The 24735-nt window shown below is 53.1% G+C and carries 20 protein-coding genes; 7 read left to right on the top strand and 13 right to left on the bottom strand.

What is annotated here, in order from left to right:
• Window positions 1-26: 26 nt before the first annotated feature.
• Both lysP and yieE read right to left on the bottom strand, forming a co-directional pair.
• Complete coding sequence (gene lysP / locus QNN86_RS01955) at window positions 27-1502, bottom strand: lysine-specific permease (RefSeq protein WP_181617334.1); 1476 nt, start codon at window positions 1500-1502, stop codon at window positions 27-29.
• Between the two features lie 160 nt (window positions 1503-1662).
• Window positions 1663-2532: a DNA-binding transcriptional regulator YeiE gene (gene yieE / locus QNN86_RS01960; RefSeq protein WP_181498402.1), complete on the bottom strand. Its 870-nt coding sequence runs from the start codon at window positions 2530-2532 to the stop codon at window positions 1663-1665.
• A gap of 131 nt (window positions 2533-2663) precedes the next feature.
• On the opposite strand from yieE, the gene QNN86_RS01965 reads away from it, so the two are divergent.
• The 3 genes from QNN86_RS01965 (at window position 2664) to QNN86_RS01975 (ending at window position 5807) form a co-directional block, all read left to right on the top strand.
• Entirely contained in the window at window positions 2664-3713 is a 1050-nt protein-coding gene (locus QNN86_RS01965; protein ID WP_181617335.1) for a YeiH family protein, read from the top strand.
• Window positions 3714-3855: 142 nt separating this feature from the next.
• Window positions 3856-4713, top strand: coding sequence for a deoxyribonuclease IV (gene nfo, locus QNN86_RS01970; protein WP_182269575.1), 858 nt, complete (start codon window positions 3856-3858; stop codon window positions 4711-4713).
• Window positions 4714-4715: 2 nt separating this feature from the next.
• On the top strand, window positions 4716-5807 hold the full coding sequence (locus QNN86_RS01975) for a sugar kinase (RefSeq protein WP_182269574.1): 1092 nt from the start codon (window positions 4716-4718) through the stop codon (window positions 5805-5807).
• Window positions 5808-5887: 80 nt separating this feature from the next.
• Here QNN86_RS01975 and QNN86_RS01980 read toward each other — a convergent pair whose 3' ends face one another.
• The 6 genes from QNN86_RS01980 to fruB form a co-directional block, all read right to left on the bottom strand.
• On the bottom strand, window positions 5888-7138 hold the full coding sequence (locus tag QNN86_RS01980; RefSeq protein ID WP_182269573.1) for a NupC/NupG family nucleoside CNT transporter: 1251 nt from the start codon (window positions 7136-7138) through the stop codon (window positions 5888-5890).
• A gap of 95 nt (window positions 7139-7233) precedes the next feature.
• A complete protein-coding gene (locus QNN86_RS01985; protein ID WP_414210543.1) occupies window positions 7234-8169 on the bottom strand; it encodes a pseudouridine-5'-phosphate glycosidase in 936 nt (311 codons plus the stop codon).
• Window positions 8157-9098, bottom strand: coding sequence for a pseudouridine kinase (locus QNN86_RS01990; protein ID WP_414210544.1), 942 nt, complete (start codon window positions 9096-9098; stop codon window positions 8157-8159). Before QNN86_RS01990 ends, QNN86_RS01985 begins: the two co-directional genes overlap by 13 nt.
• Before the next feature lie 356 nt (window positions 9099-9454).
• Complete coding sequence (fruA, locus tag QNN86_RS01995) at window positions 9455-11143, bottom strand: PTS fructose transporter subunit IIBC (protein ID WP_414210545.1); 1689 nt, start codon at window positions 11141-11143, stop codon at window positions 9455-9457.
• Between the two features lie 16 nt (window positions 11144-11159).
• A complete protein-coding gene (fruK, locus tag QNN86_RS02000; RefSeq protein ID WP_003834544.1) occupies window positions 11160-12098 on the bottom strand; it encodes a 1-phosphofructokinase in 939 nt (312 codons plus the stop codon).
• Entirely contained in the window at window positions 12098-13228 is a 1131-nt protein-coding gene (fruB, locus tag QNN86_RS02005) for a fused PTS fructose transporter subunit IIA/HPr protein (protein WP_096756470.1), read from the bottom strand. The genes fruK and fruB overlap by 1 nt, the downstream gene beginning before the upstream one ends.
• Before the next feature lie 368 nt (window positions 13229-13596).
• On the opposite strand from fruB, the gene setB reads away from it, so the two are divergent.
• Window positions 13597-14778, top strand: a complete 1182-nt coding sequence (gene setB, locus QNN86_RS02010) for a sugar efflux transporter SetB (RefSeq protein ID WP_181498407.1) — start codon at window positions 13597-13599, stop codon at window positions 14776-14778.
• Here the strand turns inward: setB and QNN86_RS02015 are convergent.
• Complete coding sequence (locus QNN86_RS02015) at window positions 14775-15029, bottom strand: YkgJ family cysteine cluster protein (RefSeq protein ID WP_096756468.1); 255 nt, start codon at window positions 15027-15029, stop codon at window positions 14775-14777. The genes setB and QNN86_RS02015 overlap by 4 nt on opposite strands.
• A gap of 157 nt (window positions 15030-15186) precedes the next feature.
• Here QNN86_RS02015 and yeiP point away from each other — a divergent pair, with 157 nt between their 5' ends.
• Window positions 15187-15759 carry an elongation factor P-like protein YeiP gene (gene yeiP, locus QNN86_RS02020; RefSeq protein ID WP_096756467.1) on the top strand — a complete coding sequence of 191 codons (573 nt, stop codon included), beginning with the start codon at window positions 15187-15189 and terminating at the stop codon, window positions 15757-15759.
• 56 nt (window positions 15760-15815) lie between these two features.
• On the opposite strand, the gene torD is transcribed toward yeiP, so the two are convergent.
• The 3 genes from torD to torC are packed head-to-tail and all read right to left on the bottom strand — an operon-like array spanning window position 15816 to window position 20079.
• Window positions 15816-16448 (bottom strand): molecular chaperone TorD, encoded by a 633-nt coding sequence (torD, locus tag QNN86_RS02025; protein ID WP_279277920.1) that lies wholly within the window; start codon window positions 16446-16448, stop codon window positions 15816-15818.
• Window positions 16438-18936, bottom strand: a complete 2499-nt coding sequence (gene torA / locus QNN86_RS02030; protein ID WP_414210546.1) for a trimethylamine-N-oxide reductase TorA — start codon at window positions 18934-18936, stop codon at window positions 16438-16440. The genes torD and torA overlap by 11 nt, the downstream gene beginning before the upstream one ends.
• Before the next feature lie 15 nt (window positions 18937-18951).
• On the bottom strand, window positions 18952-20079 hold the full coding sequence (torC, locus tag QNN86_RS02035; protein WP_414210547.1) for a pentaheme c-type cytochrome TorC: 1128 nt from the start codon (window positions 20077-20079) through the stop codon (window positions 18952-18954).
• A gap of 166 nt (window positions 20080-20245) precedes the next feature.
• Between torC and QNN86_RS02040 the strand changes: the two genes are divergently transcribed.
• Window positions 20246-21718, top strand: a complete 1473-nt coding sequence (locus QNN86_RS02040) for a PLP-dependent aminotransferase family protein (RefSeq protein ID WP_414210548.1) — start codon at window positions 20246-20248, stop codon at window positions 21716-21718.
• Window positions 21719-21764: 46 nt separating this feature from the next.
• On the opposite strand, the gene uxuA is transcribed toward QNN86_RS02040, so the two are convergent.
• Window positions 21765-22955: a mannonate dehydratase gene (uxuA, locus tag QNN86_RS02045; protein WP_181617347.1), complete on the bottom strand. Its 1191-nt coding sequence runs from the start codon at window positions 22953-22955 to the stop codon at window positions 21765-21767.
• 202 nt (window positions 22956-23157) lie between these two features.
• Here uxuA and QNN86_RS02050 point away from each other — a divergent pair, with 202 nt between their 5' ends.
• A complete protein-coding gene (locus tag QNN86_RS02050) occupies window positions 23158-24624 on the top strand; it encodes a mannitol dehydrogenase family protein (protein WP_414210549.1) in 1467 nt (488 codons plus the stop codon).
• Window positions 24625-24735 lie beyond the last annotated feature (111 nt).

Below are 24735 nucleotides of genomic sequence, written 5' to 3' on the forward strand. Positions count from 1 at the left end.
TTTTTTGTTATTTCAAGCCAGGCCTCTTAAGACGATTTCTTCACGCGGTCCGGGAAGTGCATTTCGCTGTAACGCACGAAACGCGTCCCTTTGGTCAGCTTATAGCCGAACCAGATAATCAGGAACAGCGGGATACCGATATAGGTTGCCATCACGCCGCCCCAGTCAATGGTGTCCTTCAGGAACGCTTCGTAGTTTTGCCCCAGGGTGATGATCAGACACAGCACAAAGGCAAAGATCGGTCCGAGCGGGAAGAAGCCTGAGCGATACGGCAGATCGTTTATATCACGCCCCTGCATCACATAACCGCGACGGAAGCGATAATGACTGATGGCAATCCCCAGCCAGGCGATAAAGCCCGTCATCCCGGAAGTGTTCAGCAGCCACAGGTACACGGTCTGGTTGCCAAACATGGAGGTCAGGAAACACAAACCTGCCACCACTGTGGTCGCATACAGCGCATTACGCGGGACGCCGCCACGAGACAATTTGGCGAAAATACGCGGCGCTTTGCCGTCGCATGCCAGGGTGTAGAGCATGCGCGTTGAGGCATACATACCGGAGTTACCCGCCGACAGCACCGCGGTCAGGATCACAGCGTTCATTACCGCAGCCGCAGAAAGCAGGCCCGCGTGCTGGAAGACCAGCGTAAACGGACTGACGCTGATGTCTTTCACATCGTTGCGCAGCAGGCTTGGATCGGTATACGGAATAATCAGGCTGATAATCAGGATCGCGAAGACATAGAACAGCAGGATTCGCCAGAACACCTGACGCACCGCGCGCGGAATGTTCTTCTCGGGATCTTCAGATTCACCCGCCGCAATACCAATAAGCTCAGTCCCCTGGAAGGAGAAGCCGACAATCATCGCCACACCAATCATGGCCGCAAAGCCACCGGCGAAAGGTGCATCTCCCGTGGTCCAGTTGCTCCAGCCCACCGGCTGAGCGCCTTTGAAGATGCCGAAAATCATCAGCACGCCAACCGCGATGAAGATAATGACGGTGGTGACTTTGATCAGCGAGAACCAGTACTCTGCTTCACCAAAACCGCGAACAGAGATGTAGTTCAGCAGGAAGATGACGCACAGGAACAGCGCACTCCAGATCCAGCCTGGCGTATCCGGGAACCACCAGCTCATCACCAACTGCGCGGCGACCAGGTCAACGGCAATGGTGACCGCCCAGTTGTACCAGTAGTTCCAGCCCAGCGCGAAGCCAAAGCCTTCTTCTACATAGTTCTGACCGTAAGTGGAGAACGAACCAGAAACCGGCATATACGCAGCCAGTTCACCAAGGCTGGTCATCAGGAAGTACACCATCAGGCCAATCAGAATATAGGAAAACAGCGCGCCGCCTGGACCCGCCGCAGAAATGGTTGCACCAGATGCAACGAAAAGACCTGTACCGATGGAACCACCAATGGCGATCATCGTCAGGTGGCGCGCCTTCAGTTCACGACGTAGCGTGGGCGCTTCTGTGGTTTTAGTTTCGGAAACCATGGGAAAATGCTATCCATCCAAAAAATGAGGCGCGATTGTAGCAGACGAAATGGCATTCTTCCGGCACAAATACGCTGTTATAAGAGACCTTCATGACTGGCCGTGGATTATAAGTAAAGCAGAAAATGGCCGGCATGTTGCCTGACAAAACATCGCCGCCCTACTGCTGGTCGCTGTAGCGTAAAAAGCGCAGCAGCGCATTGGAGAGATGTTTTTGACGGTGATGGACACGCCAAAGAGTACGGACTAAACGCGGTAACGGTACAGGCACTTCACTCAGCGTTCCCGCCTGTAGCTGCTCCTCAATCACCCGACGTGACAGGCAGCTAATCCCTAATCCATGACGCACAGCATGCTTAATGGCCTCGGAGTTACCCAACTCCATGGCCATCTGAAATCGCGGCAAATGAGATAACAGCAAGTAATCCACCAATTCACGCGTACCGGACCCGCGCTCACGCAGGATCCACGGTGAAGCCGCCAGTTGTTCAAGCGTCACGGGACCGTTTACCAGCGGTGACGTCGGCGCAGCAAACACCACCAGCTCATCCTCCAGCCAGGGTTCTGAGATGATTTCCGTACTGTGGCACGGCCCTTCTATCAGTCCAATATCGACCCGGAAATCCAGTACGGCATTAATCACGTCCAGGCTGTTCCCCACGCTCAGTTCCAACGGCAGATCGGGAAAATCCTGCCGATAGCGGGCAATTAAGGCAGGTAAAATGTAATTGCCAATGGTGCTACTGGCATAGACGCGAATCGCCCCATTATCTTCCCGGAAAAGCTGTTCTATCTCGGCCGTTTGCTCAAGCAGCGCCAACGCACGAGGATACAGCAAACGCCCGTGCTCATTGACCACCAGACGTTTGCCCACACGGTCGAACAGTTGCACGCCAAGCTGCCCTTCCAAATCGGTCAGCGCTGCGCTCACTGCGGATTGCGACAATGACAGCATGACAGAGGCCTGGGTTGTCGAGCCACTTTTCAGTACCTCGGCAAACACTTCAAGTTGTCGCAGGGTGATATGCATGGTCGTTTTCCTCTAGATGGCCCGTGTTTACCACTTATTCAGATTAATTATAAATATATAATCAATTTTATTTTTAAACCACTTCACCTTACTATTTTCTCCAAGAAATCATTCCATTGACAGGAGGGGTTATGACCGATCTCGCCCTACAGAATCATCGACGTACAGTGTGGCATTTTATTCCGGGGCTTGCCCTGAGCGCAGTCATCACCGGAGCCGCGTTATGGGGTGGTTCTATCCCCGCGGTTGCGGGGGCCGGGTTCAGCGCCCTCACCTTAGCCATTTTACTGGGGATGGTCCTCGGCAACACCGTCTATCCGCACATCTGGAAAAGCTGTGACGGCGGCGTACTGTTTGCGAAACAACATTTATTGCGACTGGGGATCATCCTTTACGGCTTTCGTCTCACCTTCTCGCAGATTGCTGACGTTGGCGTCAGCGGGATTGTGATCGATGCGTTGACGCTGACCAGCACCTTTATGCTTGCCTGCTTCCTCGGCCAGAAGGTGTTTGGTCTGGACAAACACACAAGCTGGCTGATTGGTGCCGGGAGCAGCATTTGTGGTGCCGCGGCAGTACTGGCCACAGAACCGGTAGTGAAAGCAGAGGCCAGTAAAGTGACGGTCGCTGTCGCCACCGTGGTCATCTTCGGTACCATTGCTATCTTCCTGTATCCGGCGATGTATCCGCTACTGGCGCACTGGTTTAGCCCGGAAACCTATGGGATTTATATTGGGTCAACCATGCATGAAGTCGCACAGGTTGTTGCTGCCGGACATGCGATTAACCCGGATGCAGAAAACGCAGCCGTAATTGCCAAAATGCTGCGCGTCATGATGCTGGCTCCGTTCCTCATCCTGCTGGCAGCTCGTGTGAAACAACTGTCTCCGGCTAACGGCGGCGAAAAGAGCAAAATCACCATTCCGTGGTTTGCCATCCTGTTCATTGTGGTGGCGATATTTAACTCGTTCCACCTGCTGCCGCAGTCTGTGGTGAACATGCTGGTCACCCTCGATACGGTGCTGTTGGCAATGGCGATGGCCGCACTTGGGCTGACCACTCACGTCAGTGCTCTGAAAAAGGCTGGTGCCAAACCGTTACTGATGGCGCTGGTACTGTTTGCCTGGCTGATTGTCGGTGGTGGTGCAATCAACGTTTTGATTCACAGCGTGATGGCATAATCAAACACGACTAACTCCCGTTGACCCGCTATACTCTCCCGTTTTGAGTGTGGCGGGTTTTCCCGTCATATTTCAAGTTGCAGGCGCAGCTCAAAGCGCATTGCGTTTTGTCCTGCAACTCGAACTATTTGGGGAATCAATTATGAAATATATTGGAGCGCACGTAAGCGCCGCTGGCGGTCTGGCTAATGCCGCTATTCGCGCCGCAGAAATCGATGCCACCGCATTCGCCCTGTTCACCAAAAATCAGCGCCAATGGCGTGCCGCGCCGTTGACCACCGACGTCATTGATGACTTTAAGTCGGCCTGCGAGAAGTATCATTTTACCTCTGCACAAATTCTTCCTCACGATAGCTACCTGATTAACCTCGGCCACCCGGTCAACGAGGCGCTGGAAAAGTCACGCGATGCCTTTATTGATGAAATGCAGCGTTGCGAACTGCTGGGGTTATCCCTGCTTAACTTTCATCCGGGCAGCCATTTGATGCAGATCCCGGAAGACGAATGCCTGGCGCGGATCGCTGAATCCATCAACATTGCCCTCGCGCAGACCGAGGGCGTGACCGCCGTTATTGAAAACACCGCCGGTCAGGGCAGCAACCTTGGCTTTAAGTTTGAACATCTGGCCGCCATTATCGATGGCGTAGAAGACAAATCCCGCGTGGGCGTCTGCATTGATACCTGCCATGCCTTCGCCGCCGGATACGATCTGCGCAGCGCCGCCGAGTGTGAAAAGACCTTTGCCGAATTCGAACGTATTGTTGGTTTTAACTATTTACGTGGGATGCACCTGAACGATGCCAAAAGCACGTTTGGCAGCCGCGTTGACCGCCATCACAGCTTAGGTGAAGGCAATATCGGTCACGACGCCTTCCGCTGGATTATGCAGGATGACCGTTTTGACGGCATTCCTCTGGTGCTGGAAACCATCAATCCGGATATCTGGGCGGAAGAAATCGCCTGGCTGAAAGCACAGCAAACAGAAAAAGCGGTTGCGTAATCATGAACGACAGGGAAAAACAGATCCTTAAGATCCTGCGGCGCAATCCGTTAATTCAACAAAATGAAATTGCGGATATCTTGCAGATCAGTCGTTCGCGCGTCGCCGCGCATATTATGGATCTGATGCGCAAAGGAATGATTAAAGGCAAAGGCTATATCCTCACCGAACAGGATTATTGCGTGGTGGTTGGGGCTATCAATATGGACATTCGCGGCGTCGCTGACATCCATTACCCGCAGGCAGCCTCTCATCCCGGCAGTATTCACTGTTCTGCTGGCGGTGTGGGTCGCAACATCGCCCACAACCTGGCCCTGCTGGGACGTGATGTGCATTTAATTTCCGCCGTCGGCAGTGATTTTTATGGCGAAACGTTGCTGGAAGAGACACGTCAGGCAGGCGTCAACGTTTCCAGCTGTATTCGTCTGCACGGGCATAACACCTCAACCTATCTGTCGATCGCCACGCAGCAGGAAGAGACGGTACTGGCCATTAACGATACCCACATCCTGCAACAGTTGACCCCGCAACTGTTGAACGGTTCGCGGGATCTGATCCGCCATTCAGGTGTCGTTCTGGCAGATTGCAACCTGACCGCCGAAGCCATTGAATGGGTCTTTACTATTGCTGATGATATTCCGGTATTTATCGATACGGTTTCAGAGTTCAAAGCGGCAAAAATGAAAACCTGGTTTACGCGGATTCATACGCTGAAACCCACGCAGAAAGAGCTGGAGATTTTATGGGGCCAGTCAATCCACTCTGATGCAGACCGCGTACTGGCCGTCAATGCCCTCCACCAACAGGGGGTAAAACGCATTTTTGTTTGTCTGGAAGATGAATCTGTTTTTTGCAGTGAACAGGACGGCGAGCAATTTTTACTGACACCTCCCGGACATCCGGTAGTCGACAGCTTTGGAGCAGATGACGCTTTCATGGCCGGATTGCTGTACAGTTTTCTGGAAGGCAGCGAGTTCCGTGAGAGTGCGCATTTTGCAATGGCCTGCGCGGCATTATCGCGTGCCAGCGTCAGTATCAACAACCCAACGCTCTCCGCCGACAACGCCCTTTATCTGCTGCAACACCCTGCCTGACGGCGCTACGCTTATCTGGCCTACATGTGACTACCACCGTAGGACGGATAAGGCGTAGCCGCCATCCGGCAATACTTCGGTTACGCTAAACCAATAAAGAAACCGGCTATCGTGGCACTCATCAGGTTGGAGAGCGTTGCCGCCGCCAGCGCCCGCATTCCGAGTTGTGCGATTTCCGGAGCACGCTGCGGCGCAATAGCGGAAAATGCCCCAACAACGACGCCAATTGACCCAAAGTTAGCAAAGCCACACAGGGCAAACGAAATAATCGCGATAGTCTTTACATCCAGCGTCCCGCCAGTTTGCAGATACGGGGAGAAATTGAGATAGGCAACGAACTCGTTAATCGCCAGTTTCTGACCAATCAGGCTACCCGCCAGCGTCGCATCACTCCAGTCCACGCCCATAATCCAGGCCAGTGGCGCTAAAACCCAGCCAAAAATCCCTTCAAGTGAGGCCGGACCAAAGCCTAATAAATCACTGATACCGCCAATAATGCCGTTGATCAAGGCGATAATAGCCACAAACGCCATCACCACGGTTGCCACACCTGCAGCAATTTTCAGGCCAGTCATCGCTCCGCTTGCCGCAGCTTCGATAATGCTTTTCGGCGGTGTTTCAGTAAATGACAAGTTCTCGAAAGTGACTTTAGATTCTTCCGTTGCCGGGCTCAACATGCGCGCAAATAAAATCCCGCCGGGGATTGCCATCAACGACGCTGCCAGCAAATAGTCAATCGGCACCCCCATTCCGGCGTAACCAATCATCATCGAACCGGCGATAGAAGCCATCCCGCTACAAATCGCAGTAAATAATTCATTGCGATTCAGGCGGTCAATAAACGGTTTCACAATTGCCGGGATCTCATTTTGTCCGAGGAAAATGGTCGTCACCGCGACAAAAGATTCAATCTTGCTAATGTTCAGTGCTTTCTGGAAAATGCCGCCAAGAATTCGGATTAACAGCCCCATCACGCCGATGTAGTAGAGCAGGCTAATCAGTGCGGTGACAAAAATGATGGCCGGGAGCACGCGGAAAGCGAAAATAAAACCCGCGCCGTCAAACAGCACATCCATTTTTGGCCCGACCAGCGAACCAAAGATAAACGCACTCCCCGCATCGCTGTAGGACATTACCTTGTGCACACCGAGCGCAGCCTGTTCAACCAGCCATTTTCCCGGCGGGAAATACAGCATTATTCCCCCGATGGCGATTTGCAGTACCAGCGCAGCGCCAACGGTTCGCAAACTGATATGTTTTTTATTTACTGACAGCAGAAACGCGATTGTCAGTAATACCACCATGCCCACAACACTTCTCATTATATCCATAATGATATTCCCTTCATGCCAGGAAACCCGGCGTTAACGCCAGGTTTTGGTAGGTTTGCTCTTCAAGGGCGACCGCCTTCTGCCCGACAGGTCGATCAGGCGAGGCGTTGGTATTCCTTCGCTATCTCGCAGGCCAGTACTGCATTGTTAAACACCAGCTGAATGTTCGATTTCAGGCTATCGCCTCCGGTTAGCTCCGCAACTCGCGCCAGCAGGAACGGTGTACTCTCTTTTCCCACAACGCCCTGCTCTTCCGCCTCTTTAACAGCCCGATCGATTGCCGCGTTAATTTTCTCTTCCGCCATCGCAAACTGCTCAGGGATCGGGTTTGCGACCACCAGACCACCGTTCAGGCCGGCCTGCCATTTCACCGCCATGGCGCGCGCAATCTCTTGCGCACTGTCCAGACGGATACTGACCTCAAACGGGCTGGTGCGGCAGAAAAATGCCGGCAGCGCTGTGGTCTGATAGCCAATTAATGGCACCCCAAAAGTTTCCAGATACTCAGTGGTTAATCCGAGGTCGAGAATAGATTTCGCCCCCGCGCAAATCACCGTCACATTGGTATGCGCCAGTTCCTGCAGGTCAGCGGAAATATCAAAGGAATGTTCAGCCCCACGATGAACGCCGCCAATACCGCCGGTTGCAAATACCTTAATGCCAGCCAGTGCGGCAATAATCATGGTCGACGCAACGGTCGTCGCACCATTTTTCCTAGCGGCAACCACAAACGGTAAATCACGACGACTTACTTTCGTTACGTTATGCCCTTCGCGGCCTAATAATTCAATTTCTTCTTTACTCAAACCAACTTTCATTACCCCGCCAATAATGGCAATGGTTGCTGGTACCGCACCGTGTTTACGGATAGTTTCTTCTACTTCAATCGCTGTCTGTGCATTTTGCGGGAATGGCATGCCATGAGAAATAATGGTCGACTCAAGCGCAACAATTGGTTTTTTAGTTTTTAAGGCTTCCTGTACTTCTGGCGATATTTGTAATAATTCAGAGGAAAGAGTTAATTCAGACATTCTGTGTTCTCCACTATTGAGCTAACATTCGCAACAGACAAATCAGGGTTATTGGTATATTCGCAGGCCAGTGCCATTGATGAGCACCCCTGCGCGAAACGAACCGAATCAATAAAGGGCAAGCCGTCGACCCAGCAGGAAGCCAGCCCTGCCATCATGGCGTCACCCGCCCCCGTCACATTAATTACATTGGTTTTAATCGGGGGCGACCAGCCGCGGGTTCCCGTTATATCGCTATAGTAAACACCGTCACCCCCCATGCTGAGCACCAGACGATGTAAACCGCGTTGGTGAAACCATTCGGCCACTTTTCCGACGTCTTCACGACCAGAAAGCGCAATGCCGCTTAAGGTTTCCGCTTCAAGTCGATTAGGTTTTAAGGTATGGATCCTGTCGAGCCGTTCACGAATTTTGACGCATTTCCATGCCGATACCGGGTCCACAAACACCGGGACCTCGCCCGCATTTTCCAGCACCCATGCCAGCGAGTCCTCACTGATATTACAGTCGGCAACAATCACTTTCGCATTACGAATAAAATCGACATGTTGCGACAAGAACGCGGCTGAGATGTGATCGGTAATACTCATATCATTAATAGCAACCAGCATTTCGCCAGTATTATCCAGCAGCGACAAATAACTCGATGTATTTTCTCCGGATACTATCAGGCATTTATCAACATAGACGCCGGATTGGTTGGTCTGTGCCAGTAACGACTGTCCATAAAAATCGTTGCCCACAGCTGTCAGCAGCCATGAATTCTTCCCGAGCAACGCCAAATTATGTGCAATATTGCGACCTACGCCACCGGGGGTAAATTTTATTTTCCCCGGGTTCGAATCCGCATAATTGAGAGAAGCATGCGAATACCCGGCAACATCCATATTGGCCGAGCCAATGGTTACTATGTATTCCTTTTCACGCATAGCACGTCCCCTGGCAATAAAATGCCACAAATGAGTTCGTTAAAAATAACCACCGCCACAGCAGTAGTTATTAGAGCACATGTTCATATTTAAACATATGTTCATAGTAGGCATGTTTTTGACAAAGTAAATCCATCCGCAAGATCTAAAGCGAATAGATATGAACAGAATCACAATTTTTTTTAGATACAGTTTGCAAGGAAGGAGAAAATTGAGAGACAGGACACAAACTGGAGAAATAAAGATGGGCAGAGAAATGCCGGATGGCGACGCTACTGCGTCTTATCCGGCCTACAAGATCGGTATCCGTAGGCCGGATAAAGCGCTCACGCCGCCATCCGGCACAAGGTGTTACATTATGCCGCTTTGGCGATATCCGCCTCTTCCGGACGTTTCAGGAAGGCATAGGACAGACCCGCCACCAGCGTACCGGCAATAATCGCCAGCAGGTATCCCACTACCGGCGTAATCGCGCCAGGGATCAGCAGTACGAACAAACCGCCATGTGGTGCCATCAGCTTCGCACCCACCGCCATCGACAGTGCGCCAGTCAGCGCGCCACCGACGATACAGCATGGCAGCACACGCATCGGGTCACGGGCGGCGAACGGGATCGCCCCTTCGGTGATGAAGCACAGGCCCAGCACCAGAGCCGCTTTGCCCCCTTCACGCTGCGCGTTATCGAATTTACGACGCGCCACCAGCGTAGCCAGACCCAGCGCCAGAGGGGGAACCATCCCCGCCGCCATAATAGCCGCCATCGGTGCATACGTCTGCGTACTGAGCAGGCCTACACCGAAAGCATACGCCGCTTTGTTGACCGGACCACCCATGTCGGTACACATCATGCCGCCAAGAATCGCCCCAAGCAGCACTGCGTTCGCCGTTCCCATGGTTTGCAGCCAGTGGGTCAGGCTTTCCAGAATACCGGCAACCGGTTTACCAATCAGGTAAATCATTGCCAGCCCAACCACCAGGCTCGATAGCAGCGGAATGATCAGGATTGGTTTCAGCGCTTCCATACTTTGCGGCAGCTTCAGCTTGGTGCTGATGAGTTTCGCCACGTAACCGGCAAGGAAACCGGCGATAATCCCACCAATAAAGCCAGAACCGGTACTAACCGCCAGCATACCGCCGATAAGACCCGGCGTCAGACCGGGACGGTCAGCGATGGAAAATGCAATATAACCCGCCAGAACCGGCACCATGAGCGCAAAGGCTGAACCGCCGCCAATTTGCATCAACGCCGCAGCCAGCGTGCCCGGCTCTTCAAATGCTTTAATACCAAAGGCAAAAGACAGTGCAATACACAGACCACCGGCAACCACCATCGGCAGCATGTAAGACACGCCGGTCAGCAGGTGACGGTATGCACCTGCGCTCTCTTTCTTACCTTCTGTTGCTCCGGACTGCCCATTCCCTACAGGCTGGTACGGCGTCGCTTCGTCTACGGCTTTATCCAGCTCTTGCTTGGTTTTCTTCAGCGCCAGTCCGGTAGAGGTGCGGTACATCGGTTTTCCGGCAAATTTCGCCAGATCAACTTCAATATCCGCCGCCACAATCACCAGATCGGCCTGCGCCACCTCTTCCGGGGTAATCGCATTGCCTGCGCCTACTGAACCACGGGTTTCAACCTTCACCCACCAGCCGCGTTTTTTGGCTTCGGTTTCAATGGCTTCCGCCGCCATAAACGTATGCGCCACGCCGGTCGGACAGGCCGTTACCGCCACCACGCGTTTGGGGCCACTGCTAGCTACAGGCGCTGCCGCAACCGGTGCGCTGTAGGGTTTCGCATGACCTTTCGCTTCGCTCAGGAACAGTTCAGGATGCGCCACCGCACGGGAGATGTCTCCCAGCCAGACTTTTTTGCCGTTCAGCGCACTGTCGTCAGGCAGGGTGTCACCCAGGACAATTGCCATTTCTGCATCATTCGGATTATCGATAATATCCAGATGCGCTTTTTGTGCCGCCGCTCCAAGCAGGGTTTTCGCCATGTAAGCGCGAGCCTGGCCGAGATTAGCGTCAATAATCAGCAGCGTTTTCATTATGCCTCTCCTGCTGTCAGTTAAACGGTTTTAAGTCGACACGCGCCATCATTGCGGCCAACTGAGGACGATCGGTAATACCCACATTGCTTTGACTTACCGCCAGGGCGGCAACAGCAGTCGCCAGACGCAGAGTGTGTTCGCTGGACTCACGCATCAGCAAGCCGTAAATCAGGCCGCCAACCATCGAATCCCCTGCGCCTACGGTGCTGACCACCTCAACTGACGGCGGTTTAGCAATCCATTCACCAGATGCGTTAACCCACAATGCACCTTCCGCACCAAGGGAAATCACCACATGCGCAATCCCCTGCTCACGCAGCGCATGCGCAGCTTCAATCACATCTTTCATTTCTGGCAGCTTACGGCCCGCCCAGATTTCCAGCTCACGACGGTTGGGTTTTACCAGCCACGGCGCAGCTTTCAGACCTGCGACCAGCGCTTCACGACTACTATCAAAGATAATGCATGGACACTGACTGCGCAGGCGCGTCATCCAGTCGGTGAAGGCTTCCGGACTCACGCCGGTTGGCAGACTGCCGCTGACGCAGACCATGTCGAATTGGCCCAACCAGCTCAGGGAGTCATTCACAAAGCGTTCCCAGTCCGCCGGGGTGACTTCAAAACCGGAGAAATTGAAGTCAGAAACTTCACCGTCTTTTTCAGTCAGCTTGACGTTAATACGGGTACGCCCCTGCACCACCTGAAAACGGTTGGCAATCCCCAGTTCGCTGAACAACTGCTGAAAGCCATCCTGGTTATCTTTACCCAGAAAACCACCCACCGTGACGTCGATCCCCAGGTCTTTCAGTACCTTGGCAACGTTGATGCCTTTACCCGCGGCATGCAGGCCGGTCGTTTTTACCAGGTTCACTTCACCGCGTTCAATTTCCGGACAAAAGCCGACCAGGTCATAGGCTGGATTCAGGGTAATAGTTGCGACACGTCTGCTCATTATGCGCCCTCCCCAAGACCGGCTGCGATGGCCTCGCCAATCGCTTTCAGCGCCTGTTCAGCATCTTCACCCTGGGCGGTAAAGCGCAGGTGATGTCCTTTCTTCACGCCCAGCGCCACAACTTTCATCAGACTGCGTCCATTTGCCGGTTTTCCGGTTCCATCAAGATTTGTCACGGTAATTTCACTGTTAAATTGTTTAATGGTATTCACCAGCATGGTGCCCGGACGGGCGTGTAAACCATGCTCATTGCGCACAACAAACTCTGCGCTCAGCACATCATCAGTTAACGCATCATCACTGGTCAGCAGGGCCAGTACGGTCGCTGCATCCGCTTTCAGCAAGCGGTCAGCTTTATTTTCCAGCAGCAAATCGCTAAGGCGCTTGAGCACTGCCACGGGCTGATCGTCATTCATCGCGACGGTCACCAATAGCGCGGCCGTCTCGCCTTCTACGTCGAAGGCATTTGCCGCTCGGCTGAGCGCAACTGCGCTTCGCAGATTGCCTTGAGCACAATCATTCAGCCAAATCCCCTGGCCGAGGTTCAGCGGTTGCTCATTGATAGCCGTGGCAACAAAGTTAGCATCAACCGCACCCGCTTCTTTCAGACGCGCGGCATTCAGGGCTTGCAGCGTGACCAGCGAACCGGCGACCACGTCCAGCGACAGCATGTCGTTGTCGAGCTTGAGCTGTTCGCTCTGCTTTTCACCCATCAGCAACGCGCGCAGTTCTTCTGCGGTGGTGGCGGACTTCAGCTGTTCAGCCACCGAATCATCGCTGAGTACGTGTGTCAGCTGACGCAGTAAACCCAGATGTTCGTCGGAGCTGGCCGCAATACCAATGGCCACATATGCAACCTGGTCTTCACCCCAGGTAATACCTTGCGGAAACTGGAATACCTGCACCCCGGTTTTTAACACCTGGTCACGGGTGTCCGTGGTACCGTGAGGAATAGCAATACCGTTGCCGAGGAAGGTAGACGTTTGCTGCTCGCGCGCCAGCATGCCGTTGACGTAGCCTTCCGCCACGTTGCCAGCCTGCACTAACGCGGCAGCAACCTGGCGAATGGCCTCTTCTTTATTTCCGGCCTGTTCGCCCGGGTGAATATCCTGAACAGATAACTGGAACATGGTTCTCCTCTCCTGCTGAATTGAAACGATTCAGCTAACATGAGAAAAAAGGCGCCACCCAACTCCAACACTTAAGAAAAGATGACGCTGAAACGTTTCAAGAAGTTTTGCGCTTTCTGCTTCAGCACGCAAGTAAAGTTAGCAATTTACTTGCTGAATTTAGATATGCCGCACATTTTCTCTACCAGTCATCCCGAATTGCTGACGGCGAAACGACGTTAACTTCACAGCTTCAGCATCGTCAGCAGACTTGTTTTGTAGACTGAAATGCTATTTTGATTTTTCATGCCGATTTTGATTTCGCGCCCTGTTTATTTTCTGACAGGCAGCGTAAACTCCGCGTCTCTTCACATCACAGATATTGAAACATGCATAACACCCCGGTAGCCGCCTCCCCCAGGTCGTTTGATTTAACGTCTTCGGCGTTCCTGCTTGTCGCTTTTCTTACGGGTATCGCCGGCGCATTGCAGACCCCTACGCTCAGCCTTTTTCTGACCGATGAAGTTCATGCCCGTCCGGGTATGGTCGGTTTCTTTTTTACCGGTAGCGCTGTCATCGGCATCCTGGTAAGCCAGTTTTTAGCTGGGCGTTCTGATAAGAAGGGCGATCGCAAAAATCTGATCGTTTTTTGCTGCGTACTGGGGATGCTGGCCTGTGTGCTGTTTGCCTGGAACCGTAACTATTTTATTTTGCTGTTTGTCGGCGTCTTCCTCAGTAGCTTTGGTTCGACCGCTAACCCGCAAATGTTTGCCCTCGCCCGCGAGCATGCCGACCGCACGGGCCGGGAAGCCGTCATGTTCAGCTCTATTTTGCGTGCGCAGGTTTCGCTGGCATGGGTGATTGGCCCGCCATTAGCTTACGCGCTGGCCATGGGTTTCAGCTTTACGGTGATGTATCTGAGTGCCGCCGTCGCGTTTATCGTCTGCGGTGTGATGGTTTGGTTGTTCTTACCGTCGATGAACAAAAATGCGTCCCTCGCCACGGGCGCGGTGGAAGCCCCGCGTCGTAACCGGCGCGATACCCTGCTGCTGTTCGCTATCTGCACATTAATGTGGGGCACCAACAGCCTGTACATCATTAATATGCCGCTGTTTATCATCAATGAACTGCATCTGCCGGAAAAGCTCGCGGGCATTATGATGGGCACCGCCGCCGGGCTGGAAATACCGACGATGCTCATCGCCGGATACTTTGCTAAACGTCTGGGCAAACGTCTGTTGATGCGAATCGCCGTGGTCGCCGGATTCTTCTTTTATGCCGGGATGCTGTTGGCACATTCGCCGGTTATTCTGCTCAGCTTACAGCTGCTGAACGCGATTTACATCGGTATCCTCGGCGGTATTGGCATGCTCTATTTCCAGGACTTAATGCCAGGACAGGCGGGTTCTGCAACCACTCTTTACACCAACACCATCCGCGTGGGCTGGATTATTGCCGGATCGCTGGCCGGTATTGCCGCTGAAATCTGGAACTACCATGCGGTGTTCTGGTTTGCGCTGGTGATGATTATCGCCACGGTCTTTTGCCTGGCGCGGATCAAAGACGTTTAAGGTGCGGTGAGCGCTTCAAGCTCAATAAGGTACACCATAGCCTGGCGCGTTGTCTGGCCACACATTTCAGCGCTGGGCTGTAAGCCTGCACACACTTTTGGCCGCAGTGCGGAACCAAAAATTTTACAGCGCAGGAATTCATCAAGCTGAACGCATGGCGTATTGGCGGGCTTGCCCTCAGGCATGCCGGGGATGGGGCTGGAGATAGAAGGCGCAGTGCAACATGCGCCACAATCCGGACGGCATTCCATACAATATTCTCTTTAAGGTAAACCCGCGGATTGTGTAGGTAGCGAACAGTACCACCTTTTTTGCACCCGCAAAAGTGCGAATTCCGCTTGCCTGAATGACCCGGCGCGAGTAGTTTGACGCGATATTTTAGACACTCCTCACTACAGGATTTTTTCGATGCCAAGAGCGAACGAAATTAAAAAAGGTATGGTACTTAACTACAACGGCAAGCTGCTGATTGTAAAAGACATTGATATTCAATCACCGAGCGCACGTGGTGCAGCCACGCTGTACAAAATGCGTTTTTCTGATGTCCGTACCGGCCTAAAAGTCGAAGAGCGCTTCAAAGGCGACGATATTGTGGATACCGTCACCCTGAGCCGTCGTGGCGTTGATTTCTCTTACGTCGATGGCAACGAATATGTCTTTATGGATAAAGAAGACTATACCCCGTATACCTTCACCAAAGACCAGATCGAAGAAGAGTTGCTGTTTATCCCGGAAGGCGGAATGCCGGACATGCAGGTGCTGACCTGGGATGGCCAACTGCTGGCGCTTGAACTGCCGCAGACCGTAGACCTTGAGATCGTTGAAACCTCACCTGGCATTAAAGGTGCGTCAGCCAGTGCACGTAACAAGCCAGCCACCCTGACCACCGGCCTGGTGATCCTGGTTCCTGAGTATCTGAGTGCCGGTGAGAAAATCCGCATTCATATCGAAGAACGCCGTTATATGGGGCGTGCAGACTAACGTTCCTGCTAAGACACAGACTAAAAGGGACAGCGCACGCTGTCCCTTTGCTGTTTTCAGCGCTGACTGCTGAGATAAAAATCATCCATCAATAATGATTCCAGATACTGCTCATCCTCGCGCATAAAACGCACGATGACATTAACCGCCTGAGGGTAAAAGCCCTCGCCGTCGCGATGCAGACAGCTATCCCGGAACAATGATGCCCAGCACATAATATGATGATGCAAAAAGTAATATTGCTCAGCGACGCTCTGCTCTTTGTCTACCATTTTCGCCATTAACGCCAGCTGTACCGCAATATGATCGGCAGGTTCATTCTCCCGCGCAGCCAGCCCCTGTTCGACTAACAGCACATTCATTTGCCGTCGTTCTTCAGGTGCCGTCGTGTGCGGATAATGCCCTGCATAAGGAGACACGCTCTGTGGAGGGGCCAGCAAAAACAGTGAAGCAAAATCGGCCGCCAGCTCCAGTTGTCGGCATTCGCGCCGCAGCACCTGAGCCAGACTACGCGCTAACTTTTTGACGTCAGCAGCCAGTCCGGGGATCCCCGTCAGTGAGGTCATCCACTCCCGGCTCTCCTCGCTCTCAAGACGGGCTAATTGCTTCTCGTCCAGTTCACGAAACAGCAGTTGCGAAAACCACTGATACACCACAGCCCGCTGCTGATGAATATGATTATGCGGCACTGGCCCCCTCCTCTTTCACAGTCTCAGGTCCGCCGAATGCCGTCACCTGCGGGGCCTGCTGCTGGTAGCGTTCAACCTCTACTAACACAGTATGCGCGGAAGGACCTTGCGCCAGCTGCGATGTGCCAATATCCGCACTCAGGACATTCGGATCGCCATAGGTACATAGCGTCCCGGTTTTCCCGCCTTCCTGCGGGGAATACCACGCGCCCTCATGAATGCGGATCACGCCAGCGGGAAAATCGGCGCTAATCACTACGCCCGCCAGCACCTGACCTCGGGCGTTAAAGACGCGAGCAATATCTCCGGCTTTTAAACCGCGGGCGGTTGCATCCTGCTCGCTGATGTAGAGCGGTTCTCTGCCGGCCACCGCGTAGGTGTTACGAAACGCCTCGCTTGAGCATAACTGCGAGTGCAGACGCTTGTCCGGGTGACAGGATTGCAGATGCAGCGGATATTTATTCGTCTTGCCCTGATGGCTACGTTCAAACGGCTCCATCCACACCGGGTGTCCTGGACAATCTTCATATTGAAAACCCGCGATGGTTTTGCTGTAGATTTCAATAAGCCCCGACGGGGTGCCTAACGGATTAAGATCGGGCTGATCGCGGAACTCACCGTGCCGCACCCACGGCTGCCCCGCCGGATATTCAATATATCCGTCCCCTTTCCAGAAGGTATCAAAGTCCGGTAAGGTGACGCCGAGCGATGCGCCCATCTTCACGCCTTCGTCATAAAGCGCTTGTATCCACTGCATTTCATCGCGGTTTTCACGGTATACCGCCTCTTTATCAAAGCGCTTGCACAGCCCGGCAAACACATCAAAGTCATGACGCGCTTCAAATTGCGGTTTGACTACCTGATGCAGCGCCATCAGCCCCTTATTCGAATGGGTACCAAACTGCTCAATGTCGTTACGCTCAAAGCGCGTGGTGACGGGCAGGACAATATCGGCAAAACGACAGGATGCGGTCCATTGATGATCCAACACCACCACGGTTTCCAGTTTCTTCCATGCCTCAATCATGCGGTTGCGATCCTGCTGAGCGTGGAACGGATTGGCCGCGCTGTAGATGGCCATTTTGATATCAGGCCAGGTTAGCGTTTCACCGTTGAAGGCTATTTTCTTGCCCGGCGCGAGCAAGCAATCAACAATGCGCGAGGTGGGAATATGCTCCGATGCGCCGCGAAAATCTGCTTTATATTTTGCCTCGGGGGGATTGTTAATACTCCCCAAACCCGACAGCACAGGCCCGGCCGACGTTACCGTACCGCCGCCGTTGTAGTGCCAGCCAAACCCTACGCCGCCGCCCGGTAAACCAATTTGTCCGACCATGCTCGCCAGCACCACCAGCATCCAGGGATACTGCTCGCCATGATGCATACGCTGTACGCACCAACCGCCCATAAACTGCGTGCGGCCTTTCACCAACAGGCGGGCGAAGTCACGGATCTGTTCTGCGCTCAGGCCACAGATTGGGGCTGCCCACTCAGCGTTTTTCACCTGCTTGTCAGTCTCACCCGTCAGATACGGTAAAAACTGTTCAAAGCCGACGGTGTAATCGTTAATAAACGTCGTGTCGACGAGTTTTTCTTCATGCAAAGTATGCGCGAGCGCCAGCAGCAAGGCGACATCGGTTTGCGGTCGCAGCGCCAGTTGTTCAGCACCGAGAAAGTTTTGCGATTTACTGCGCACCGGATCAACGCTGATGACACGCATTTTACCCTGTGCGACCGCCTCTTTAATCTGCTGCCAATAACCGAACGCTTCGTGGTCGGGTACCAGGAATTCAATCTGCAAATTCTTAATCGGATCGCAGCCCCACAGCACGATGGTATTGGTATTCTCAATCACCAGCGGCAGCGAGGTTTGCTGCTCGTAGACTTCCAGCGAGCCAATCACATGCGGCAAGATGACCTGTGCAGCAGCCGCCGAGTAGTCGCCAACGGTGGTGACATAGCTCCCGTGCAGGCCAAGCCCTCTGTCCATCGCCCCGCCCGCCTTATGGTATTTACCCACCATTTGCCAGTCGGCCAGCCCGGTAAAGACACCGGAAGAACCGTAGGTTTTTTGCACCCGCTCCAGCTCTTCATAAAACAGATCCAGCGCCCGATCCCAACTGACCCGCACAAACCGATTATCCCCACGCTGGCTGCGATCTGATTTTTCACGCTTACGTAACCAGTCCAGACGGACCATCGGGTAGCGGACTCGCGAGGGGTTGTAGACGACTTCACGTACCGCATTCAGCATATCGCACGGGTATTTGTCGTGTTTAAAGGGCCGGGTTTCGGTCCACTCGCCGTTGACCACTTTGGCTTCAAAGGCGCCGTAATGGGAGCCGGACTGGATCCACTGCTCGGGGTTTTCTCCTGCCGCCCATACTTTTGATATCAGCGGGTTCGGCGCCAGCGCACTGGCGGCACCTACCGCCAGCATACCGCTCAGAAAACGGCGGCGAGACGGATTAAAATCATGAATATCCATACATTTTCCTCTTTATTATTGGGGGGCAGGCACATCGCTGGCGTGTGTCTGGAGGTATTTCAACAGCGTGCGTTCTTCCACCGGATTAAGCCGGTAATAGGTCGACATCGCTTTTAGTCCGGCAATCCAGCCATTGGCGGTATAGCGGGCAGTTGGCGGTGTGCTGTGGCAGGCGCTGCAGGTGGATTGCAGCATTTGCTCCGAGTATTCCCACACTGGTGTAATACTGGTGATAAGCCCCTGTGCAGAAGTCCATGCGGTCACACTCACCTGCTGCCACTGCTGGTGAGAATCAGGGTCAACCTGGGTTTGCAGGATTTTTACGTTTGCCATCAGGGAATCATCAAGCACTGCGGAAAAAACGCGTTTACCCATAAACTGAGTGATTACCCGCCCACGGCCTTTGCTTTCACGCCAGCCCGTCACTCCCAACTGGACATTGCTGCCCTCTTTTTTCAGCACTCTGACTTCGGTGGCCGGAAAAAGTAGCGCTTTACCGGCAGGGCTCCCAGCCGTTGCCGTCAGGTCTTTCTCGCCTAACGAAAACAGCGTGGTCGCCTCCGACGGCGTCTCTCCCTGGCGTTGGAGTTGCTTAAACCGATCGCGAAAGCCGCTGCTCATATCAGGCTTGTGATGGGCAATACCTTTGTGACAGTCAATGCAGTTGCTGTCTTTCGCCGCCGCTGCGGTCATTTGTGCCGCTGCATTCGTCGATTGCTTGCCGTGATCCATCGCCTCATAGCTATGACAGGATTTACAGGCAGCTGAATTATTGGCGCTCATTCGCGCCCACTCCCTCTGAGCAAGTTCTGCCCGCTTGGCGGTAAACTTTTCCGGGGTATCGATAGACGGTGAAATAAACGTATGGTAAATGTCGTTCAAGGCTTCCGTTTTGCGGATAAGCGTCGGAACGATGCCTGGTGGAATATGGCAATCCTTACACTCGGCACGCACGCCGGAGGCATTGCGAAAATGTATGCTGGTCTGATATTCCTCCCCCACCGTGCGCATCGAATGGCACGACAAACAAAACTCGGTGCTGCTGGTGTAATGCACGCCTTGCCACGTTCCCCAAATGGCAAAGGCCATGGCAACGGCTCCACCGAATGCCCACCATAGTACGTTCTTTCTCATCCACGACATATTTGGCTCCCTTATTTTAATAGCGACACGCTAAGGGATATTAAAAAAGGAGAATAGAGACAGCATCAGCAGAGTATAGGAACAGCGTTCACTCTATGAGGCGAGTCAAAATAGTTAAAAACAGAAACTCGTAATATGTCGCTATCGTTTTAATAAGGAATTTCTCATGCTGAAACTGTTTCTCAACAGAGAAAGCCGTACATCGCTGCAACTGCAGATCTTTCAATTTTATTTTCAGGCTATTCAGCGGGGGAATTTGCTGTGCGGGGACAAACTTCCTTCTATCCGCGAGCAGGCGCAGGCGCTGAACGTGGCCAAAATCACGGTCGTTATGGCGTATGAAAAATTGATGGCGGCAGGGTTGATTAAGAGCCGACAGGGTATTGGCTATGAGGTGATCTTCACTACACCAGTACGTACACCCGCGGCACACATACCATTAGCCCAGGGTTCACCGCCAGTGAAGCCTGAACCCGCTGGTGTTTCCACCGATGTTTACGGTGAGATGGGACGGGATTTTTATTGCCGGATGGGCGTCCCCGATCCCAATGCCTTTCCCTGGTCAAGCTGGCGAAAATGGAATAATGCTCCCAGTGTACTAAAAGAGCAATTGTTTACCCGATATCATTCACCAAATGGATTATTTTCATTGCGTGAGCAAATGGTCAGATACCTTAATCTATCCCGGGGAATTAATACTCGCGCAGAAAACATCATTATTACCAACGGAATTCAGGAAGGGTTATCGCTACTCAGCCAAATATTTATTATTCATCACGCGGCAAGTCAGGATAAAAAGTGCCATATTGTGACCGAATCCCCTTGTTATTCTGGAGCCTGGCATCTGTTTAATTACTACGGTGCCGACATTACGCCTATCGCGGTGGATAATCAGGGACTGTGTACGGATAAATTACCCGAATATGCAACTCAACTTTGTTACGTGACGCCCGCACATCAGTATCCAATGGGGAGCGTGCTTTCACTGGAGCGGCGTCTGTCGTTACTGACCTGGGCGCAGCGTGTCGGGGCGTACATTATCGAAGATGATTATGATGCCGTTTTTACGTACGGCGAAAATCCCCTCCCTGCGCTGAAAGCCATGGATTATCACGATCGGGTTATCTATATGGGGACATTCTCAAAAACGCTGGGGCCGGGCGCGCGTCTTGGCTATCTCATTTGCCCGGATGAACTGCTCCCGGCAGTGCAGAATATGAAAGCGTTAAACAACAACGGCAGCCAGTGGTTATTGCAGCAGTTTCTCGCTGAGTTAATGCAAAATCAGGTTTTTTATACCCACCTCGGCAAACTGGCCTGCAGCTACGCGTCACGGCTCGCGCTTCTCCGGGACGGTCTTTCTGCGCTGTTCCCCGACGGAAAAATTGACGGCGCAACGGCGGGCCTGCATCTCTCTTTACATATTGACCGCTCGCCCGACGTCATCGCCTTGCTGCAACAGCGCTGCCTGCAGGCTGGTGTTCGCTTTGATACGTTACAGGACATTGAAAATGGTTCAGAAGAAATCTGGCGCAAGGAGAACAACGCCGGGGTGATGTTTTTCGGTTTTGGCGGGTTGCAGTTACCGCAGATCAATAGAGTGCTGAGGGAGCTGGGGCAGGCGTTAATTCAGCCCTGAAGGCAGAACAGGGATCGAGCTACTCGCCCAATCCCTGTTGATGCTATTACAACAGATCGCGGAACTGCGTTTGTTTCAGCGCCAGCTCAACGCCGCGAACTTCTGCCAGCCCTTTCAGACGACCAATGGCGGAGTAACCCGGATTGGTTTTCTTGTGCAGATCGTCCAGCATCTGATGCCCGTGATCCGGACGCATCGGGATAGGACGAAGATCGCCCGCCTTCTTACGGCGCTGTTCTTCCCGGAGGATCGCCGCCACCACCGAGACCATATCCACGTCGCCCTGCAGGTGAGCGCCTTCATGGAAGGTTTTCGGGTTATCTTCACGGCAGGTCGAACGCAAATGCGTAAAGTGAATACGATCGCCAAAGGTTTCAATCATTTTCACCAGATCGTTATCCGCCCGTACACCGTAAGAACCGGTACACATGGTGAAGCCGTTATAGATACTGTCTACTGTTTCTTTCAACCACTGCATATCTTCAATGGTAGAAACGATACGCGGCAGGCCTAGGATCGGGCGCGGCGGATCGTCAGGATGCACGGCCAGGCGCACGCCTGCTTCTTCAGCTACCGGCACAATTGCGCGCAGGAATACAGCCATATTATTGCGCAGGTCGTCTTTACTGATCCCGTCATACTCCGCCAGGCGCGCGCGAAACTTGTCCAGCGTATAACCTTCTTCAGCACCCGGCAGACCGGCGATAATATTGCGGGTCAGCTTCTCTACGTCGGCTTCGCTCATGGCATTGAAATAGTCCAGCGCCTGACGCTGTTCTTCGGCGGAGTAATCCGCTTCCGCGCCGGGGCGCTGCAGGATGTGCAGCTCAAAGGCCGCGAAGGCAACTTGATCAAAACGCAGCGCTTTAGAGCCGTCCGGGAGCTGATATTCAAGGTCAGTGCGCGTCCAGTCGAGGATCGGCATGAAGTTATAGCACACGGTATCAATGCCGCAGGCCGCCAGATTACGGATACTCTGCTGATAATTGGCGATCCACGTTTGAAACTGTCCGGACTGGGTTTTGATGTCTTCGTGAACGGGAATGCTTTCCACCACCGACCAGGTCAGCCCCTTTTCAGCCAAAATAGCCTGTCGCTTTTGAATCTCTTCTACCGGCCACACTTCACCATTAGGAATGTGGTGCAAGGCGGTCACAACACCGGTTGCGCCAGCCTGACGCACATCATCAAGCGATACCGGATCGTTAGGTCCGTACCAACGCCAGGTTTGTTCCATTGCTTCACCTCACAAGTTGTTATACCAAATTAAGTTAGCTGCATGACGACTACCATACAGGCATCGGGGGGATGATCAACAGAACGCCGATGATTGATTGATCCAGCTCACATTCCCCGGATAAATAAGGCACACCAATTTAACTTGCTGTCATATAACTTTATACTGCCATTGTTAATTAATGGTTAATCAGGTGTATTTAATGAAGACAATTGCCTCGGCTTCACTCCCCAAAAATGTACGCATGCCACAGTACGATCGCCAACGGTTAACCTCGCGGATCGTGCATTTCGGTTTCGGTGCTTTTCACCGCGCGCATCAGGCGTTATTGACCGATCGCGTACTCAATGCGCAGGGAGGAGACTGGGGAATTTGTGAGATCAGCCTGTTTAGCGGCGATCGACTGATGCGCCAGCTTCGTGAGCAGGATCATCTGTATACCGTGTTAGAAAAAGGCGCTGACGGTAATCAGCCGATGGTGATTGGTGCCGTTAACGAATGCCTGAACGCCACGCTGGATTCGCTGGCGGCCATCATTGAAAAATTCTGTGAACCTCAGGTGGCGATTGTGTCGTTAACCATCACGGAAAAAGGTTATTGCATCGATCCGGCCACCGGGTCGCTTGATGTCACAAACCCACGCATTATTCATGATTTGCAGTCGCCGAATGAACCGCACTCAGCGCCGGGCATTATCGTCGAAGCCCTGCATCGCCGACGCGAACGCGGATTACCGCCGTTTACCGTACTCTCGTGCGATAACATCCCGGACAACGGGCATGTGGTGAAAAACGCGATCCTGGGCATGGCGCAAAAACGTTCGCCTGAGCTGGCGACGTGGATACAACAGCAGGTCAGTTTTCCGGGCACCATGGTCGACAGAATTGTCCCTGCCGCAACCGACGAATCGCTGGAAGAAATTGCCCAAGCGCTGGGCATCGCTGACCCCTGTGGCATCAGCTGTGAGCCGTTTATCCAGTGGGTGATTGAAGACAATTTTGTCGCCGGCCGCCCGCAGTGGGAAACCGCCGGTGTCCAGATGGTTGATGACGTGCTGCCGTGGGAACAGATGAAACTGCGGATGCTAAACGGCAGTCACTCATTTCTGGCCTATCTTGGCTATCTGGCCGGGTTTCAGCACATCAGCGATTGCATGCAGGACAACGCCTTTCGTGAAGCGGCTTACCGTCTGATGATGACGGAGCAGGCCCCCACGCTGCACATCACTAACGTCGATCTAAATCAGTATGCCGAAAGCCTGCTGCAACGTTTTGCCAATCCAGCACTGAAGCATAAGACATGGCAAATCGCGATGGACGGCAGCCAAAAATTGCCGCAAAGAATGCTGGAAGGGATCCGCATACATTTATCACGGCAAAGCGACTGGCCTCTGCTGGCACTGGCCGTTGCGGGCTGGATGCGCTACGTGAGCGGCATTGATGATGCGGGTGCAGCCATTGATGTGCGCGATCCGTTGCGTGATAAGATCCGCGCGCTTGTCGAGCACAGTTCCCTATCAGAGCGCGTCAGCGCACTGCTTTCCCTGCGCGAGATTTTTGCCCCCGATCTGGTGCAGAATCCGCAATTCGTCGCAGCTATCGAGCAGGCTTGGCAGAATATTGCGCAATATGGCGCGCATCAGGCCGTCATGCAGACGTTAAAAAATTAACAATTTCTGCCATTCAGCGGGACGAAGCGCACCTTCGTCCTCTCTGCCCTTCTCTTTTTATCCTTTTTTCGCCAGGATTGTTGAACGCTATAACAGCATTTGATGATTCTG

It is taken from the genome of Citrobacter sp. C348 (assembly GCF_047467975.1).
GTDB classification, from domain to species: Bacteria; Pseudomonadota; Gammaproteobacteria; order Enterobacterales; family Enterobacteriaceae; genus Citrobacter; species Citrobacter gillenii.